The sequence below is a fragment of the Lunatimonas salinarum genome (assembly GCF_017811155.1).
Classification (GTDB): Bacteria; Bacteroidota; Bacteroidia; order Cytophagales; family Cyclobacteriaceae; genus Lunatimonas; species Lunatimonas salinarum.
Genome location: NZ_JACVCV010000006.1, coordinates 286,827 through 302,613 on the forward strand (window position 1 = coordinate 286,827; position 15,787 = coordinate 302,613).

General features: G+C 44.9%; 19 protein-coding genes and 2 tRNA genes. 14 read left to right on the forward strand and 7 right to left on the reverse strand.

The window, feature by feature from the left end:
• The 10 genes from IAQ59_RS09720 to IAQ59_RS09765 all read left to right on the forward strand — a co-directional run bounded on the left by IAQ59_RS09720 (position 1) and on the right by IAQ59_RS09765 (position 8,027).
• Positions 1-633: a polysaccharide deacetylase family protein gene (locus tag IAQ59_RS09720; protein WP_209330599.1), complete on the forward strand. Its 633-nt coding sequence runs from the start codon at positions 1-3 to the stop codon at positions 631-633.
• A complete protein-coding gene (locus IAQ59_RS09725; protein WP_209330600.1) occupies positions 630-1,760 on the forward strand; it encodes a glycosyltransferase family 2 protein in 1,131 nt (376 codons plus the stop codon). Before IAQ59_RS09720 ends, IAQ59_RS09725 begins: the two co-directional genes overlap by 4 nt.
• 13 nt (positions 1,761-1,773) lie before the next feature.
• Positions 1,774-2,556 carry a TatD family hydrolase gene (locus tag IAQ59_RS09730; protein ID WP_209330601.1) on the forward strand — a complete coding sequence of 261 codons (783 nt, stop codon included), beginning with the start codon at positions 1,774-1,776 and terminating at the stop codon, positions 2,554-2,556.
• Positions 2,546-3,622: an asparaginase gene (locus IAQ59_RS09735; protein ID WP_209330602.1), complete on the forward strand. Its 1,077-nt coding sequence runs from the start codon at positions 2,546-2,548 to the stop codon at positions 3,620-3,622. Before IAQ59_RS09730 ends, IAQ59_RS09735 begins: the two co-directional genes overlap by 11 nt.
• Positions 3,623-3,785: 163 nt before the next feature.
• Positions 3,786-3,873: transfer RNA gene (locus tag IAQ59_RS09740), tRNA-Ser, on the forward strand.
• A 283-nt stretch (positions 3,874-4,156) separates the two neighbouring features.
• Complete coding sequence (locus IAQ59_RS09745; RefSeq protein WP_209330603.1) at positions 4,157-4,960, forward strand: MotA/TolQ/ExbB proton channel family protein; 804 nt, start codon at positions 4,157-4,159, stop codon at positions 4,958-4,960.
• A gap of 58 nt (positions 4,961-5,018) precedes the next feature.
• A complete protein-coding gene (locus tag IAQ59_RS09750) occupies positions 5,019-5,348 on the forward strand; it encodes a DUF751 domain-containing protein (RefSeq protein WP_209330604.1) in 330 nt (109 codons plus the stop codon).
• Position 5,349: 1 nt separating this feature from the next.
• Positions 5,350-5,988 (forward strand): ExbD/TolR family protein, encoded by a 639-nt coding sequence (locus IAQ59_RS09755; protein WP_209330605.1) that lies wholly within the window; start codon positions 5,350-5,352, stop codon positions 5,986-5,988.
• A gap of 2 nt (positions 5,989-5,990) precedes the next feature.
• On the forward strand, positions 5,991-6,452 hold the full coding sequence (locus tag IAQ59_RS09760) for an ExbD/TolR family protein (RefSeq protein WP_209330606.1): 462 nt from the start codon (positions 5,991-5,993) through the stop codon (positions 6,450-6,452).
• An 81-nt stretch (positions 6,453-6,533) separates the two neighbouring features.
• Positions 6,534-8,027 (forward strand): NAD(P)H-hydrate dehydratase, encoded by a 1,494-nt coding sequence (locus IAQ59_RS09765; RefSeq protein ID WP_209330607.1) that lies wholly within the window; start codon positions 6,534-6,536, stop codon positions 8,025-8,027.
• Here IAQ59_RS09765 and IAQ59_RS09770 read toward each other — a convergent pair.
• Both IAQ59_RS09770 and asnS read right to left on the reverse strand, forming a co-directional pair.
• Complete coding sequence (locus IAQ59_RS09770; protein ID WP_209330608.1) at positions 8,024-8,476, reverse strand: hypothetical protein; 453 nt, start codon at positions 8,474-8,476, stop codon at positions 8,024-8,026. The genes IAQ59_RS09765 and IAQ59_RS09770 overlap by 4 nt on opposite strands.
• Before the next feature lie 76 nt (positions 8,477-8,552).
• Entirely contained in the window at positions 8,553-10,004 is a 1,452-nt protein-coding gene (gene asnS, locus IAQ59_RS09775) for an asparagine--tRNA ligase (RefSeq protein ID WP_209330609.1), read from the reverse strand.
• A 199-nt stretch (positions 10,005-10,203) separates the two neighbouring features.
• On the opposite strand from asnS, the gene rpoN reads away from it, so the two are divergent.
• Complete coding sequence (gene rpoN / locus IAQ59_RS09780; protein WP_209330610.1) at positions 10,204-11,658, forward strand: RNA polymerase factor sigma-54; 1,455 nt, start codon at positions 10,204-10,206, stop codon at positions 11,656-11,658.
• A complete protein-coding gene (locus tag IAQ59_RS09785) occupies positions 11,658-12,281 on the forward strand; it encodes a PA-phosphatase (RefSeq protein ID WP_209330611.1) in 624 nt (207 codons plus the stop codon). Before rpoN ends, IAQ59_RS09785 begins: the two co-directional genes overlap by 1 nt.
• A gap of 27 nt (positions 12,282-12,308) precedes the next feature.
• Here the strand turns inward: IAQ59_RS09785 and IAQ59_RS09790 are convergent, their stop codons facing one another.
• Positions 12,309-13,043, reverse strand: a complete 735-nt coding sequence (locus IAQ59_RS09790; protein ID WP_209330612.1) for a porin family protein — start codon at positions 13,041-13,043, stop codon at positions 12,309-12,311.
• A 178-nt stretch (positions 13,044-13,221) separates the two neighbouring features.
• On the opposite strand from IAQ59_RS09790, the gene IAQ59_RS09795 reads away from it, so the two are divergent.
• Both IAQ59_RS09795 and IAQ59_RS09800 read left to right on the forward strand, forming a co-directional pair.
• Positions 13,222-13,295 (forward strand) — tRNA-Arg (locus IAQ59_RS09795).
• Between the two features lie 359 nt (positions 13,296-13,654).
• The gene (locus IAQ59_RS09800) at positions 13,655-13,837 is read left to right on the forward strand and encodes a hypothetical protein (protein WP_209330613.1); all 183 of its coding nucleotides are present in this window, start codon (positions 13,655-13,657) and stop codon (positions 13,835-13,837) included.
• A 46-nt stretch (positions 13,838-13,883) separates the two neighbouring features.
• On the opposite strand, the gene IAQ59_RS09805 is transcribed toward IAQ59_RS09800, so the two are convergent.
• The 4 genes from IAQ59_RS09805 to IAQ59_RS09820 form a co-directional block, all read right to left on the reverse strand.
• Complete coding sequence (locus IAQ59_RS09805) at positions 13,884-14,189, reverse strand: HigA family addiction module antitoxin (RefSeq protein ID WP_209330614.1); 306 nt, start codon at positions 14,187-14,189, stop codon at positions 13,884-13,886.
• Positions 14,190-14,200: 11 nt separating this feature from the next.
• Positions 14,201-14,482 (reverse strand): type II toxin-antitoxin system RelE/ParE family toxin, encoded by a 282-nt coding sequence (locus IAQ59_RS09810; RefSeq protein ID WP_209330615.1) that lies wholly within the window; start codon positions 14,480-14,482, stop codon positions 14,201-14,203.
• 94 nt (positions 14,483-14,576) lie between these two features.
• Complete coding sequence (locus IAQ59_RS09815; RefSeq protein ID WP_209330616.1) at positions 14,577-14,873, reverse strand: hypothetical protein; 297 nt, start codon at positions 14,871-14,873, stop codon at positions 14,577-14,579.
• A 354-nt stretch (positions 14,874-15,227) separates the two neighbouring features.
• Complete coding sequence (locus tag IAQ59_RS09820) at positions 15,228-15,731, reverse strand: polysaccharide deacetylase family protein (protein WP_209330617.1); 504 nt, start codon at positions 15,729-15,731, stop codon at positions 15,228-15,230.
• Positions 15,732-15,787 lie beyond the last annotated feature (56 nt).

The following is a 15,787-nucleotide window of genomic DNA, read 5'->3' on the forward strand; positions in this document are numbered from 1 at the left end:
ATGCATTTTTTTCGGATTCCATCTTGGTTGCAGTTGCTATGCCCTAGTGTGGTATGGCATGGAAGCCGGGACGATAAGCAGGTTTTCCTTACCTTCGACGATGGACCGGTACCTGGGATTACGGATTTTGTGTTGGAGGAACTGGCTAAGTGGAATATGAAAGCAACTTTTTTTATGGTAGGAGAAAATGTGTCCCGGCACCCCGGACTCGCAAGGGAAGTTGTCGCTATGGGTCACGGTATCGGAAATCACACCTATAATCATTTAAATGGAGTGAACACAGACGCTACCACTTACCTGCAAAATGTAGCGTTGTGTCAGGAACAACTAGCGCAGAATCTCGGTGTAGTTCCTGCCCTTTTTCGACCTCCCTACGGAAGGTTAACGGCATATCAGCGACGTACTTTAAGGGAGAGCTATGAAATTGTTCTTTGGGAGATTCTATCAGGCGACTATTTGGACCGGTTGCCCGAAGATTTGATTTGCAGAAAAATCCAAGAAAAGACCCGTTCAGGATCCATCGTGCTCTTTCACGATCAGGAAAAGACCGCAAGGAAGGTTAAAAAGGTGCTGCCTGATTATTTGGCCTTTTTGGATGGAGAAGGTTTTCAGGTTAAGCCATTGGAGGTATGATTTTCCTTGGCATAGGAATCCTGTTTCTTGTCCTTCAGGATGCGATCCTTTGGTGGAGAATTGTCTATCGGTTTAGAGACCATTCTCGGTCAGTTTATCGCATCGAAAAGCTTCCCACCATTTCGGTATTTCTTGCCGCCCGGAATGAACAGGACAATCTACCCGGTTGTCTTCAAGCGTTGGATGAGCTGAGGTATCCGAGGGATAAGATTACTTTTTACGTCGGAGACGACGGAAGTACCGACCGAAGTCCAGAGATACTATCGAGGTGGGTGCAGGGGAAGTCACAGTGCAAGGTCAGGATCTTTCAGGATTTAGTCCGACCTGGTCAGAATGGGAAGGCGCGTGTTCTTGCCGAATTGATTAAGGAATCCAATGCAGCGATTTATTTGTTTACGGACGCAGATTGCAGGGTTCCGCGGGATTGGGCGCTGGAAATGGTAGCTGCTTTTCGCTCCGAATACGGGCTTTGCACCGGCGTAACGAAGGTGGGCGACCGACATTGGTTTGGCCGGATGCAGGCGATAGAGTGGTGGTTGAGTTTGGGTATCGTAAAAGTGGTGGCGGATTTCGGTGTCTGCCTCACGGCCATGGGCAACAACATGCTAATATCTGCGGAAGCCTACCGCAAAGTGGGCGGTTTTGAAGCCGTTTGGACCTCTGTTACAGAGGATTTGGCCATTTCTGAACGGCTTTTTCAGATAGGCTTTCGCCCGATACACCATGTTTCAAAAGCCTGTTTGGTAGAAACCAACGGGATAGAAACCTTCGCCGGACTGATGCGTCAAAGGAAACGTTGGGCGAAAGGGGCCATGTCGCTTTCCTGGTATTGGGTTTTGCTGTTGGCGTGTCAGATGGCATTTTTTCCACTTATCTTGATCGGGTTGTTTTTTTTTCCTCTACTGTCTTTGAGCGGTTGGGTCATAAAAATCACGGTTCAGGCCCTGTTTATTCGTGCCTTTGCTAGTAAAGCTGAAACTAAAATTTCGATTTTTGACTTAATCTTTTTTGAAAGTTATTATTTATTTAGCAGTTGGGCGACCTTGCTTTATTATATTTGGCCTTCGCCTGTAAAGTGGAAAAATCGCAGCTACGGCTCATGGTGGCTGCCTTTCCTGGGAATTTAATGCCAGAAACCCTATGATATTTATTGATACGCATGCGCATGTCTATTCGCACAAGTTTGACGATGATCGGGAACCGATGATCTTGAGAAGTCTAGAGAATGGTGTGAAACGAATTTACATGCCGAATATAGATTTGGAGTCTGTGGAGCCTATGCTTGCATTGGAGGCGAAATTCCCAGGGGTTTGCGTACCGACCATTGGATTGCACCCTTGTGACGTTAATCCCGATTTTGAGGTGGTATTGGGTCAAATGAAGCAGTGGATGGAACGTCGGGATTTTGCAGCGATAGGGGAGACCGGTATAGACCTTTATTGGGACAAAGCGTATCTGGAGGAGCAGAGGGAAGCCTTGCGAATGCAGGCAGTGTGGGCCAAGACGAAGCAATGGCCAATCATTTTACATTGTAGGGAATCCATGGATGAAACGATTGAGGTGATCGGTGAAGTCTATGACCGTAGGCTTACCGGGATTTTCCACTGTTTTTCCGGTACCTTAGCGCAGGCGAATAAAGTAAGAGAGATGGGGTTTTATTTGGGAATAGGAGGTACCGTCACCTATAAGAATAGTGGTGTTGCCGAAATCGTCAAGCAAATCGGTTTGGATTCAGTGGTATTGGAGACCGATGCACCCTACCTAGCTCCGGTACCGTTTAGGGGCAAGCGCAATTCGCCCGAGCACATCCCGGTAATCGCCAAGCACCTTTCGGAAATACTGGGTTGTGAGCTTGCGGAAGTCGCTGAAAAAACCACTTACAATGCACTTTCCGTCTTTAATCACCTCGACGATGAACTATAAAATCGTAAGGCTCAATACTGCCTCCCAACAGGAGATAGAGCATTCCGTACTGATTATTTACACTGGAGGTACATTGGGGATGGCCTACAATGCACAGGGAGCGCTTGTTCCGTTTAATTTTGGGCAGATACTGGAGAAAATCCCCAATCTCACCCAGCTCAACATCAGTATTACTGTAATTTCTTTCCCGGAGCCGATAGACAGTTCCAATATTAACCTGCAGCATTGGGTAGATATGGCGTACATTATCTACGAGAATTATGATACCTACGACGGCTTTGTGGTATTGCATGGCACCGACACCATGGCATATTCAGCCTCTATGTTGAGTTTCATGCTTCAAGGGTTGAACAAGCCGGTGATTTTTACAGGCGCGCAACTTCCTATTTCAGAGATGCGCTCTGACGCAAGGGAAAATCTGATGACTTCGCTCGAGATTGCGATTTCAAAAATCAACGGAAAGCCCATTGTCCCGGAGGTGTGTATATTCTTTAACCACATGCTCTTGCGTGGAAACCGGGCAAAGAAGGTTCAGAGCATACATTTTGATGCATTTGAATCGGAAAATTATCCGCCACTCGCAGAGTCAGGCATAGTGATAGATTATAATTTCCCAGCCATCCGCAACGTGACCGAAGAGAGGCGGCTGAAGTACGTAAATGGGATTAATAACCAAGTGATCGTGTTGAAGTTGTTTCCCGGCATTACGGAGAAGGTCATCGAAAGCTGCATCAAGATAAAGGGATTGAAGGGAATTGTATTGGAAACCTACGGCTCTGGCAACAGCCCCAGTGAGCCTTGGTTTCTCAAGTTGATGCAAAAGGCAGTCAAGGCAGGGATAGTGGTATTTAATGTGTCTCAGTGCAATGGAGGACGGGTAATTCAGGGACGCTATCAGACCAGCAAGGACCTAGAGGAAATGGGAGTCCTCAGCGGAGCAGATATTACTACGGAAGCTGCGGTCACCAAGTTGATGTTTCTTCTGGCCAATGAGACCTCGGAAAGTGAAATAAGAAGAAAATTGATAACGCCCATGGCGGGAGAGATGACGGTATTGGGAGGGTAGGTGCGTGGAAAATGAATCGGTTGATTATCAACTCGGTATTTTTTTGATCGCCGTGTAGAAGTTGTTTGGCCCGCTAATTTTAGATAATAAACCACCTATTTATTTGCATGGGCTGATTTTTATAATTTTATTTGTCGCACTATTCATCACCATAAGCCTATACAGAGAGGTGTCCGAGTGGTTGAAGGAGCACGCCTGGAAAGTGTGTATACCCCTAAAGGGTATCGAGGGTTCGAATCCCTTCCTCTCTGCAAAAAATGTTCTTTACTCGTATTGGTGGGTAGTTTGCTCCGTATCATTTGAAATCATATACCTCCCACTGAGAAACGTTTATTTCCATTCAACTTAAAGATAATAGGAAATAATGACCGCTAGTTTCTACCTTGACCGAATCGAAAAGTGAGTTAATCAGAATATTTAATTAGAAAATATCCCCTGAGGGCTTGCAATTTGAGTTGAAAAAACCATAACTTTAAGAACTTAATTTGAAATTAGAAACCGTTCAACCTTTAAAAGTCTATTAAAAACTACATTATGAAAAAGTTAATCGCTTTGTTCATGCTTGCCGGAATTTTATTCTCACCGGTTATCACAAAAGCACAAGATGAATCTGCTCCAGCAGAAACCGAGGAAGCTGCTGCTCCAGCACCAGCCCCCGCTCCGACGCCTGTAATGACTGATGATGATGTGATGGGCGAAGAAGCAACTTTTCACCAAGTAATCAAAGACAAGTTCATCGAAGGAGATCCTACCTACATGACACCTGTATTGCTTTGTTTAATACTTGGCCTTGCGGTTGCTCTGGAAAGAATCATCACATTGAACCTTTCTACTACCAATACCAAGAAGTTGTTGGCTAAAGTGGAGACTGCTCTCGAAGAAGGTGGGATAGAAGCTGCGAAAGATGTGACCAAAAGCACTAAAGGTCCTGTCGCTTCCATATTTACCCAAGGACTGATGAGGTATTCAGAGGGTATCGATATGGTGGAAAAATCAATAATTGCCTATGGTTCCGTGGAAATGGGTCGTTTGGAAAAAGGATTGGTTTGGATCTCTCTCTTTATCTCCTTAGCCCCAATGCTTGGTTTCATGGGTACGGTAATCGGTATGATTGGAGCATTTGACTCTATTGAAGCTGCGGGCGATATTTCACCATCCCTTGTTGCAGGTGGTATCAAGATTGCGTTATTGACCACGGTTGCCGGTTTGATCGTTGCGATTATCCTGCAATTGTTCTACAACTACTGTGTGGCCAAAATTGATTCTTTGGTGAACGATATGGAAGACGCATCTATCAGCTTGGTAGATATCCTTGTAAGACACAAACTGACCAGGTAATCATCCCTCGGTTTGGTGTTGTGAAATGTATTGTTTAACTTAAGAACACAAAATAGAAATGGATACTACTGATATATTCTTATATGCAGGGTACTTGCTGGTGATACTCGGGGCGATTTTCGCACTCCTTATGCCACTCTTCAAGTCATTCGATAATCCGAAAAGTTTGTTGAAGACGGTGTTGGGAGTTGTCCTGATCGGAGGCCTTTTCTTCGTTGCCTTTTCGTTGGCAGACGGAGAGGTTGCACCCAAGTATGCTGCAGATCCTTTCAACATTACCGAAACCGGTTCTAAAACCGTTGGTGGCGTGTTGATAACCGTTTATGCGCTATTTATATTAGCGATCGTCGGAATTGTAATTACAGAGATCACCAAATTATTTAAGTAATATGGCGAGTAAAAGAGGGAGAATGAGTCAGGAGGTTAACGCAGGCTCGATGGCAGACATCGCCTTCCTGTTGCTGATCTTCTTTCTCGTTACGACAACAATCGCATCGGACAAAGGTATATTGAATATCTTGCCTCCGAAGCAAGATCCGAACCAGCCACCTCCAGAGGTGGAGCTCAATGAGCGGAACATTTTCAACATTTTGATCAATGCAAACGATCAATTGCTTGTTGAAGGTGATTTCAGGACGAACACGGAAGGACTAACTGACGAAATTAAGAAGTTCATCCTTAATTTCGGTAGGCCAGATGAGGATGCGTTAGCACTTTACAACAGTCTTCCAGCATCTCTGAGAGCGCTTTCAGACCAAAGCCAAGAATCCTCTGATTATCCAGGTCCGGGCGGTGCCGTAGTTTCTATAAAGACAAACCGCGGTACAAGTTACGAGGTATATCTAGAAGTACTTGATTTGGTTAAAAGAGCGTATTTCGAAATCTACGCTGAAAGAGTTGGACTCACCGCCGATGAATACCGGGCATTGACAGGTAATACGCCGGCCGAAACCGAGCTACAAGATCGAGGGAAAGAAGGTATTCCTATGGCGATATCTATTGCAGAACCTGATAAAATAGGAGGGTAATTATGGCAAAGTTTAAGAAAAAAACCAAAGCGGATACCAATATCCCTACTTCTGCACTTCCAGATATTATCTTCATGCTGTTGTTTTTCTTCATGGTGACCACCGTGTTGAGGGAGCAGGAATTGTTGGTAGAGCAAAAGATTCCTCAAGCTACCCAACTCCAGAAGTTACAGAAAAAAACCTTGATATCTTATCTGTACCTAGGAAAGCCAAAGAATACGGCCTTGTATGGACAAGAACCCAGGGTTCAGGCAAACGATGTGTTGATAAATACCGCTGATATCATTCAGTGGGTTAACCAAGAGAAAGACAACCTGTCTGAAGCGGAAAGAGATCAAATTACGATTTCGCTGAAGGCAGACAAAGAGGTAAAGATGGGCCCAGTATCTGATATTCAGTTTGAACTCAGAGAGGCAGACGCCCGAAAGCTAATGTATGCATCGGTCGGAAAAGTACAGGATTAAAATGCCTTGTTGATTTAATTAAGCCGGTTCGTTTGAACCGGCTTTTTTCGTTTTTAGCCAATCCGTATAAGTTTTAACAGTATGCAAAAGATATTGTCCGGTAGCGATGTGAAGCTTTTGGATAGTTTATTTATCGCGCAGGAGGGCATAAGTTCCTGGGCGTTGATGGAGCGTGCGGCAACTGCCTTTGTAGACTGGTTTATTCTCCATTACAAAGAGAGTAACCACGTAACTGTTGTTTGTGGTACAGGAAATAATGGAGGGGATGGTTTGGCAATCGCCAGGCTGTTGTTTCAGCGGGGATTTCTACCCGAAGTATTCATAGTAGGGCAGGAGCCAAATGGCACCACGGATTTTAAGTTGAATTTGGAACGGCTACCCGATGGGATAGCATTCAAGTGGTTGAAGGATCAAGCAGAGATGGTGATCGGAGGGGATGTGGTAATCGACGCGGTATTTGGCGTTGGGATTAACCGTCCGGTAGCAGGGGTCTACGCTTCCGTCATTTGTCGTTTGAATGAGTCGGGTAAGCCAATTGTTTCCGTCGATCTGCCTTCGGGGTTGCCTTCGGATGAGTTGATCATCGGTGAGGCAATACGTGCTACCCATACCGTGACGTTTCAGTTTCCGAAGCGCTCTCTGCTGCTTCCCGAGCATGCGGAGTATAGTGGCGTGGTAGCAGTAGTATCGATTGGTATGGATGCGTTCGACTTTTCCTGCTTTGAGAGTGAGCTTTATTACCTACAGGGTTGCGACATTCCTTCCTTGCACAAGGTCTTTCATCGATTTAGTCATAAGGGGAGCTTTGGGAGGTTTTTGCTGATTGGGGGTAGTATGGGGAAAATGGGAGCCGTAGCATTAGGAGGAAAGGCGGCATTGCGAACTGGTTCCGGATTGGTGACGGTTTGTGTGCCTTCCTGTGGGATTTTACCCCTTCAAAGTTTATTGCCCGAAGTGATGGTGGAGGCTTGTAACTCGGATTTGGAGGTGTCCCTGCCATTGCCGGCGTTCGATAGGTATTCGGCGATAGCTATTGGGCCTGGTATGGGAATAGGATTGGGTGCGGCACAAGTCCTTGAGGCGGTCCTTGGGGGCTTCAGCGGGGCCATTGTGCTTGATGCGGATGCAATTAACCTGCTGGCGTTACATCCTCGTTTAAAGACCTATTTGCGAGGAAAGGTGATCACTCCACATTTGGTGGAATTCGAGCGATTGGTAGGCACCTGTGAGCACCATTTGGAGCGCATGTCCCGTGCTCGGGAATTTGCGGTGCAATATGGGTGTGTAGTGGTATTAAAGGGTGCCAATTCGGTGATCTCTCTTCCGGACGGAAGGCAGGTTGTGAACAGCTCCGGTACCCATTATATGGCTACTGCTGGCTCGGGAGATGTGCTTACAGGAATGATAGGTTCACTCCTAGGTCAAGGGTATTGCGCCGATCATGCGGCGCTCTGTGGTGTTTTTCATCATGGTTTGGCAGGGGAATTGGCGTCCGAGTCAAAGAGAAGGGGTATGATTGCCTCCGATCTGGTGGAAGCAATCCCGTCTACCTTTTTAAGGCTAGGGATTGCCTAATGGGGCCAAGGTTGTGTCAGCCGTTTGCGGATGTACTCTTTGTAGGAGTTTCCTAAGCAGTATATGGCCGCGCCGAACAGCAGGCTGATATGGAACAGTCCGTTGTTGTAGATGCCAAGGAATGCCGTTAAGGCATTTAGGAAGTTGTTTGCATTTGGTAGGGTTTCCTTTACATAGTTTAGGGAATAAATTATCCGGATGAGAATGGCACATATCGCAAGTGTTGCGCCGGCAATACCGATTTCAGGGCGCTTAAAGTGGATGATCAGTCCAAAAGCGGCCAAAGTTTCTAAGGCGGCTACGATGATGGCCCCAAGGAGTTGTTGACCGAGTGCTCCTACCAAAATCAGTTTGGTAAAGCCTCCAAATAAGAGCAGACCTGCCAGTGAGAAACGGATAATCTGTCCCCCGATAGACTCTGTTTTCAGAAATTTTAAAAATTTTTCCATATCTCATAAAAATAGTCCATTTTGGAAATGAAGGCAAAAAGAAAGCCACAATTTTTTAGACTGTGGCTATCCATCGTTAGAATTCGGCATTTCCCGGTGTTCTGGGAAATGGGATCACGTCCCGTATATTTCCCATGCCGGTTACAAAGAGCACAAGCCGCTCAAATCCCAGCCCAAATCCGGCATGGGGTGCTGTACCAAACCTTCGTGTATCCAGATACCACCACATTTCTTCGCGGCTGATGTTCAGTTCTTCCATACGGCGCACGAGTTTATCCAAGTTTTCCTCTCTTTGGGAGCCCCCGACGATTTCCCCGATACCTGGGAAAAGGATATCCATCGCAGCTACAGTTTTGCCATCAGCATTTTGCTTCATATAGAACGATTTGATGGCTTTTGGATAATCACTGATAATGACCGGTTTTTTGAAATGTTTTTCGACCAAAAACCGCTCGTGCTCCGATTGCAGGTCTGTTCCCCAAGCATCTATGGGGAAGGCAAACTTTTTCTTTTTGTTTGGGGTTGACTCCCTGAGGATTTCCCAGGCCTGAGTATACGTGATCCGTTCAAACTGGTTATCGATTACAAATTTCAACCGCTCCAGTAAAGAGAGCTCGTTTCTCTGGTCGGCTTTTTTGTTTTTTTCTTCTTCCGAGGCACGTTTGTCCAGAAACTCCAAGTCATCGTGGCAGTGGAGTAATGCCTGTGAGATGATGTATTTGAGGAAGTCTTCGGCAAGATTTTGGTTGTCCTCGGCATCGTAAAAGGCCATTTCCGGTTCTATCATCCAAAATTCAGCCAAGTGCCTTGTCGTGTTGGAATTTTCCGCACGAAATGTAGGGCCAAATGTATAGATCTCCGATAATGCCATCGCGGCGAGTTCTCCTTCCAATTGTCCTGAAACTGTCAAGTTGGTTTCGCGTTCAAAGAAATCCTGCGTAAAGTCCACGCCTCCCTGATCGTTCAGCGGTGGGTTTTTGGGATCCAGCACCGATACACGGAACATTTCTCCCGCACCTTCGGCGTCCGATGCTGTGATGATGGGTGTTTGGATGTAGAAAAATCCCTTTCGATGAAAATATTCATGCACCGAGAAGGCCAATTGGTGCCGTATCCGCATGATGGCAGCAAAGGTATTCGTGCGCATGCGTAGATGGGCATTTTCTCTTAAAAACTCCAAGGAGTGCTTTTTGGGCTGAATGGGATATGCCTCCGGGTCTGCTTCACCCAATATTTCCAGTCTTTCCACAATCAATTCCGTGTGCTGACCAGCGCCCTGCGACTCCACTAGCTTGCCGGTCGATTTGATACATGCGCCGGTGGCCGCTTTTTTCAAAAGCTCCTCATCAATGAATGCAGGATCAGCCACGATTTGGTAATTTTGGATGCAGGAGCCGTCATTGATGGCAATGAAGGTGACGTGTTTGTTGCTTCTCCTGGTACGTACCCAGCCCATTACCGTAACAGTCTGCTGTTCAGGAGCCAACTTCAGTAGGTCTTTTATTTTCGTGCGTGTGTTGAATGCCATAGTTTGGTCTGATTGATGTCCTTACTTTTCGGAATGCTGGATTCACCGGAATGCTGATAAAAACAGAATGCAAAAAAACGATATAATGGGCTTTTTATCAAAATTTTGATCTTATTTCCTAAATTTGAATGCTGATTATGTGTTGCTCTTTTCCTAATCAGTCCTGTAATTTTATTTATTCCTTTAGGTACAGCGCCATATGCAAAAACTGAATTTAAGCCAAGTCCTGTCTCAAAAGTTATCCCCTCAGCAGATTCAATTTATCAAGCTGCTTCAGGTGCCGACTGTGGAGTTGGAAGCAAGGATCGAGGAGGAGCTGGAAATTAATCCTGCGTTGGAGGAAGGTAAGGACGCGGATTTAGACGATACTACGGACGATTTTGGCAACGATGCGGATCCCATGGAGGGGAAGGATGATCAGGACATCAATATCGACGAATACCTAAGTGACGAGTATGGGGGCTATAAAATGCAGGGCGACGGAAATTACAACCCCGATGACGAAACCAGGGAGCTACCCCTCTCCAGTGGCACTACTTTGCACGAGCAGTTGATTTCCCAGCTTAATTTCCTGAAGTTGGACGAACGGCAGAAATTGATCGGCAGGCAGCTTATTGGCAGCATTGAAAACGATGGCTATATCCGCAGGGATTTGGATGCCATTATGAACGACTTGGCGTTTAGTCAAAATATCGAAACCGATGAAGATGAGCTGGAGGGAATTCTGCTTAAGATTCAAGGGTTTGACCCCCCTGGAATTGCCGCTCGAAACCTGCAGGAGTGCTTGATCATACAACTTGAACGAAAGGATCATCCCGAAGACCCCGTTGTTCAGCATGCCATTCAGGTGATCCAAAATTGTTTTGACGAGTTCACCAAAAAACATTACGATAAGATTCTAAAGAAATGTCATATCAACGAAGAGGAGCTGAAGGATATTATTCAGATGATAACACGACTGAACCCAAAGCCCGGCGGGATTTCCGAAGGACTAATGCGGACGCAATACCTGATACCGGATTTTTTGCTTTCCGAGGTAAATGGCAAGTTTGAAATTACGCTCAATTCTAAAAACGCTCCAGAGCTAAGGGTGAGCCGATCCTATTCGGAGATGTTTAATGCCTACGACAAAAGTGATAAGAAGGATCGCAAGTTGAAGGAGACGGTGTCGTTTGTGAAGCAAAAGCTCGATGCCGCCAAGTGGTTTATCGACGCGATCAAGCAGCGTCAACAGACCTTGCTGAAAACGATGGAGGCGATACTGGAGTATCAGTACGAGTTTTTTCACGATGGGGACGAGACAAAGCTGCGGCCAATGATCCTCAAAGATATTGCAGAGAAAATTGATATGGATATATCCACCGTGTCTCGGGTGGCAAACAGCAAATCCATTCAGACCGAATTTGGTATTTACCCACTCAAGTATTTCTTTTCAGAGGGGATAGCCACAGAAGGGGGAGAAGATGTGTCCAATAGGGAGGTAAAAAGTGTGCTGGCTAAGATGGTGGAGGAAGAGAATAAGAAAAAGCCACTTTCCGATGATAAACTGGTCAAATTACTGAACAACAAAGGATATAATATCGCACGAAGGACCGTGGCAAAGTATCGGGAACAATTGCAGATTCCTGTGGCGCGATTAAGAAAAGAACTGTAGTGAATAAAAAGCTAGCTTGGATACTCTCGGTGGTTTTTCAGCCACTATTAATGCCTTCGCTGATTGTAGCCATCATAATGTACCTGGTACCCGAAGCTACGGCTACTCCCGCCTCGGCCAAATGGTCTATGTTGCTTTTGGTGGTGCTGACCACTTTTGTAGTGCCATTGATCAGCATGGTGGGTATGAGACTGACCTACTCCATAGATAGTTTTCACCTTCCAGATAGAAAGCAACGTGTAATTCCTTTTGGCTTGGTCACGGTTTTTTATGGAATGACGGCAGCTTTTTTTTATTTTCGGTTAAACGTAGACCAGCTTATTAAACATACCCTTGTCTTGGTTACCTTTTGCCTGGTCATGCTGACCGTTATCACGCTCTTTTGGAAGATCAGCGCACATGCAACTGCGCTTTCGGGGGTATTGGCGATTTTGTGCGTGATGATGATGCGCTATGATGCAGGTTCATTGTTTTACCCCTTGTTGGCAGGTATTCTTGCCGTTGGAGCGGTGGGGTCTGCGAGGCTTGCGCTGAATGTACATAGGCCCGCAGAGATTTTAGGAGGGTTTTTACTGGGGTTTGTAACTTGCTTTATGGTTTATTATTACTTGCTTATTCAGTGAGACCGCCGAGGAGCGAGTAATGCTGATCTAAAACAATGTCACTGACAGGCCGAAATTAAACTGAGTGGCATTCGTGCCAAAGGGACCGCGATCCTCCTTGAAAAAGCCGTTAAGGCCGTAATATCCCCAAAGTGAGAATCCAGGGAAACCCAATCGGCTGTAGACTCCGTAACGAATGGGGTTCAAACCGTAGTTTTGGCGGTTTTTCACCTTCTGGGTCAGTCCGTCGCTGTCCGTTACCTGTATTTTGGTGTGCGCATTGTATAGTAAACCAAACTTGCCTCCAATGGCAAATCGGACGCTCTTTGCGTAATTTGATTTATTAAGGTGGTATCGGATTTCCAATGGGATGTCGAAATAGTTTATTGACATGGTGTTTACATCTACCCTAATGTTGTCTCCGTAGATGGACGATATAGGCACCAGCTGACTGGATTCAGGTGACACGGCTAAGTTAGGGACCAATGTTTGCCGGTCCTGAAACGCCAATTTCTCCAGCCCAAAACCCAAGCCCGGATTAAAGGTAAATCCGGAGTTTTTGCCCAAATTTAGCGAAGGCTGATAATAGAGGTTAACAACTCGGGAAGCAAAAAACCTGGTTCCCAAGTCATCGGGCCGGTTGTTTAGCACATTGAATCCAAAGTCAAGAAAGAAATCTCCGGGGATATTTGGTCTGCCACCGATGGGAGTCCGTTCACGTTCCTGTGCAGCTACCTGAAAGGAAATTGCCAAAGCGACTAAAATTAATGTAAGTCTATTCATTTAAGAAATCCGTATTAAAATTTGAACGGGCTAAATTAGGAAATCTTACTTTATTCCCGTGCCATTTGATCTTAATAATTCTTAATATCCGGATTTGGTAATTTTTTTTTCCAAATCAATCGAAATGGATATTGTGTAATCTAGATTAATGTGTAAATTTGCATTCCCGTTTGGGCATGGCCTCGTAGCTCAATTGAATAGAGCACCTGATTACGGCTCAGGAGGTTTCAGGTTTGAATCCTGACGAGGTCACAAAGAAACCTGTACCGTACAGGTTTTTTTCTTTTTGGCGCATATGCGGTGTTTTTTTATCTGTTGCCCTTTTAATTTGACATGTTACCTCTAAGTGCTACCTACAGAGTAATAATATACGGCGTCATCTGTCAGAACGCAGTTTCCACGATCTTCATAACCACCCATCCAGCTATCCGGAGGTATGTACGTATATCGTCTCTGTACCGCATTGATGAATCCTAGTGTACGATGTTATTGTTGAGCACTAGCTCTTAGCCAAATGAGCCTTTTTTTTAAAAGCGATCCATGGAATTATCATGCCCATCCGCATTGATCCAAGCAAGGCAATCCTGCGGTTATTATTTTCCTTAATTAAAATGCAACTAGCTAGCCGACTAAAAGGTAAGCTGTCCAAGTTTAGCAATATCAGCCGGCATTACTTATGGCTTCTGAGTGTGCCCGGCATGGGCATCTGTTATCAAAAATACCCTAATATTCCAGAGGGTGCAATGCCTGTTCCGGGTATCGGGATACGGTGGAGTGAGCTTGCCTCCCGATAGGGAGTGGCCTCAAAATGAGCTATTTAGCTCAGGTCGAGCTACTCGACTATGCAATGCTTTTTTCATTTCGAATTTTATTAATTCTTTCTATATCATCCATTTTAAGAGCAAGTTCATTTTCAATATCATAATCATCTTGAAGTCCTAGCCAAAATTTAGCGGAATTACCAAAATAAGCACTAAGTCTAAGAGCTGTGTCAGCAGAAATTCGTCTATTTCCTTTAATAATTTCAGAAACTCTAGTCTGAGGAATCTCTAGGTCTTTTGAAAGTCTATATTGTGATATACCAAGTGGAATAAGGAACTCCTCAAATAGGATTTCTCCAGGGGTAATATTTTTAATTTTTTCCATTTTCGTTTTTTTTAATGATAGTCAATAATTTGTACATGCAAAGCACTTCCTTTTTCCCATTTGAAGATAATTCTCCATTGATTATTAATTCTAATGTTGTAAAAGTCACCTAAATTCCCTTTAAGTTTTTCTAGTCTGTTAGCAGGTGGAATTTTTAAGTCATTGATATCAATAGAGTTGTTAATCATTCTCAATTTACGTCTAGCTGTATTCTGAATTTCGCCTGGAAGTTTTTTAGAGACAACCCCATTCCAAATTTTTTCAGTTTCTCTATCTCCAAAAGAAATAATCATACTTCTGTATCGCATTAGTAACGTTAAAGATAAGTAATTGTTTCATTGAAAAGAAATTTAAGATGATTTTCTCAAAAGTATTGCATAACGGGATTCAGCTTGGAGAAGGTGGGCCTGTCTGATTGAGCCAATCGTGCATCTGGGCAGCTGAGGTAATCCGGAAGGCCTTCAGACGCTCCCTGACAAAATCCGTGTAGGGATCCAGCAGCTTGTGCCGGAAGCTTTGCCTTTCCGGATGCCGCTCAAAATCCCGCTCATCCATGGACAGGTATTTGCTGACTGTCCTTCGGTCAAGGACCAGTTCCTCACTGATCTTACGCATGGAAAAACCTTCCCTGTGAAGGCGGTGGGTCTCGAAATAAACCATAAATTTGTTCAAATACACATTCATAAACTGCTAGTTTTGGTAGACTAGCAAATTAATGCAGTTTCCTAATGGGGCATGCCCCATTGGGAAACTTACTGGTGTATTATTGGTGCCATTTTTGGTGTATTCCAAGTTGCCGATTTTGGTGCATTGTTGTTTTTCAGTTACAGAAGCAAAGTCAAGGCAGTTAAATTGCTTAAACAAGTTACCGTTTTTTATCCAAACCTGTACTATCACTGGGAACTGGGGTACAAATTGGTCTAGCATAACTGGCCATAACCGACTGCATAATTAGAGCCGTATGAATCGAGAGATTCACGTACGGTTCTGTGAGAGGTTTAGGGGTGGGATTTCCCTTTACCTACTCGACCGGGCGTGTTACTTTTTACCAATCTGTTTCACAATTTCACCCGTTGGTTGTATGGACAACTTGTCAATTTTAACCAAGCGTTTGAACAAATTGTCAAGATAATCGCCGTGAACAGGTCCCCAACCTTCTTCATCCAATCCATGAAGGTTCAGAATCAGCCAACCTCCGGCTGTTCCCAAGAACTTGTTGATTTCCGCTTCAACGTAATCATCGCAAAAATCAGGACCATGCCCCCAACATCCCAAACGCAGGGGCTGCTCTTTGACAGGAATGGCATTCACCATGGAATCTTTCAAAACCAACCAGCCTCCGGTTCGTATAGCAGACACTTTGCTCAGTGCAAAATCTTCCAGTTCAGGCGTGGAGGCATTGTAGGCGAAGTTATAAACGGCACCGTCGGAAGTGTATCCAACTAGGTTCTTTTCAAAATAGTCCAAGCATTTTTCGATATTTTCCTTCGCTTTTTCGATGGAGATTTCCGGGAGTCTCAGGTGTTCCCAAGTATGGGGCATAATTTCATCTGTTTATAATTTGTCTTTAAGCGGTCAGATGGAATCTCGCACGTATT

What these genes read in the sequence shown, in the direction of transcription:
- IAQ59_RS09720 (WP_209330599.1), top strand. Translation starts at nt 1, where the DNA reads ATGCATTTTTTTCGGATTCCATCTTGGTTGCAGTTGCTATGCCCTAGT.
- IAQ59_RS09725 (WP_209330600.1), top strand. Translation starts at nt 630, where the DNA reads ATGATTTTCCTTGGCATAGGAATCCTGTTTCTTGTCCTTCAGGATGCG.
- IAQ59_RS09730 (WP_209330601.1), top strand. Translation starts at nt 1,774, where the DNA reads ATGATATTTATTGATACGCATGCGCATGTCTATTCGCACAAGTTTGAC.
- IAQ59_RS09735 (WP_209330602.1), top strand. Translation starts at nt 2,546, where the DNA reads ATGAACTATAAAATCGTAAGGCTCAATACTGCCTCCCAACAGGAGATA.
- IAQ59_RS09745 (WP_209330603.1), top strand. Translation starts at nt 4,157, where the DNA reads ATGAAAAAGTTAATCGCTTTGTTCATGCTTGCCGGAATTTTATTCTCA.
- IAQ59_RS09750 (WP_209330604.1), top strand. Translation starts at nt 5,019, where the DNA reads ATGGATACTACTGATATATTCTTATATGCAGGGTACTTGCTGGTGATA.
- IAQ59_RS09755 (WP_209330605.1), top strand. Translation starts at nt 5,350, where the DNA reads ATGGCGAGTAAAAGAGGGAGAATGAGTCAGGAGGTTAACGCAGGCTCG.
- IAQ59_RS09760 (WP_209330606.1), top strand. Translation starts at nt 5,991, where the DNA reads ATGGCAAAGTTTAAGAAAAAAACCAAAGCGGATACCAATATCCCTACT.
- IAQ59_RS09765 (WP_209330607.1), top strand. Translation starts at nt 6,534, where the DNA reads ATGCAAAAGATATTGTCCGGTAGCGATGTGAAGCTTTTGGATAGTTTA.
- IAQ59_RS09770 (WP_209330608.1), bottom strand. Translation starts at nt 8,476, where the DNA reads ATGGAAAAATTTTTAAAATTTCTGAAAACAGAGTCTATCGGGGGACAG.
- asnS (WP_209330609.1), bottom strand. Translation starts at nt 10,004, where the DNA reads ATGGCATTCAACACACGCACGAAAATAAAAGACCTACTGAAGTTGGCT.
- rpoN (WP_209330610.1), top strand. Translation starts at nt 10,204, where the DNA reads ATGCAAAAACTGAATTTAAGCCAAGTCCTGTCTCAAAAGTTATCCCCT.
- IAQ59_RS09790 (WP_209330612.1), bottom strand. Translation starts at nt 13,043, where the DNA reads ATGAATAGACTTACATTAATTTTAGTCGCTTTGGCAATTTCCTTTCAG.
- IAQ59_RS09800 (WP_209330613.1), top strand. Translation starts at nt 13,655, where the DNA reads ATGCAACTAGCTAGCCGACTAAAAGGTAAGCTGTCCAAGTTTAGCAAT.
- IAQ59_RS09805 (WP_209330614.1), bottom strand. Translation starts at nt 14,189, where the DNA reads ATGGAAAAAATTAAAAATATTACCCCTGGAGAAATCCTATTTGAGGAG.
- IAQ59_RS09810 (WP_209330615.1), bottom strand. Translation starts at nt 14,482, where the DNA reads ATGATTATTTCTTTTGGAGATAGAGAAACTGAAAAAATTTGGAATGGG.
- IAQ59_RS09815 (WP_209330616.1), bottom strand. Translation starts at nt 14,873, where the DNA reads ATGAATGTGTATTTGAACAAATTTATGGTTTATTTCGAGACCCACCGC.
- IAQ59_RS09820 (WP_209330617.1), bottom strand. Translation starts at nt 15,731, where the DNA reads ATGCCCCATACTTGGGAACACCTGAGACTCCCGGAAATCTCCATCGAA.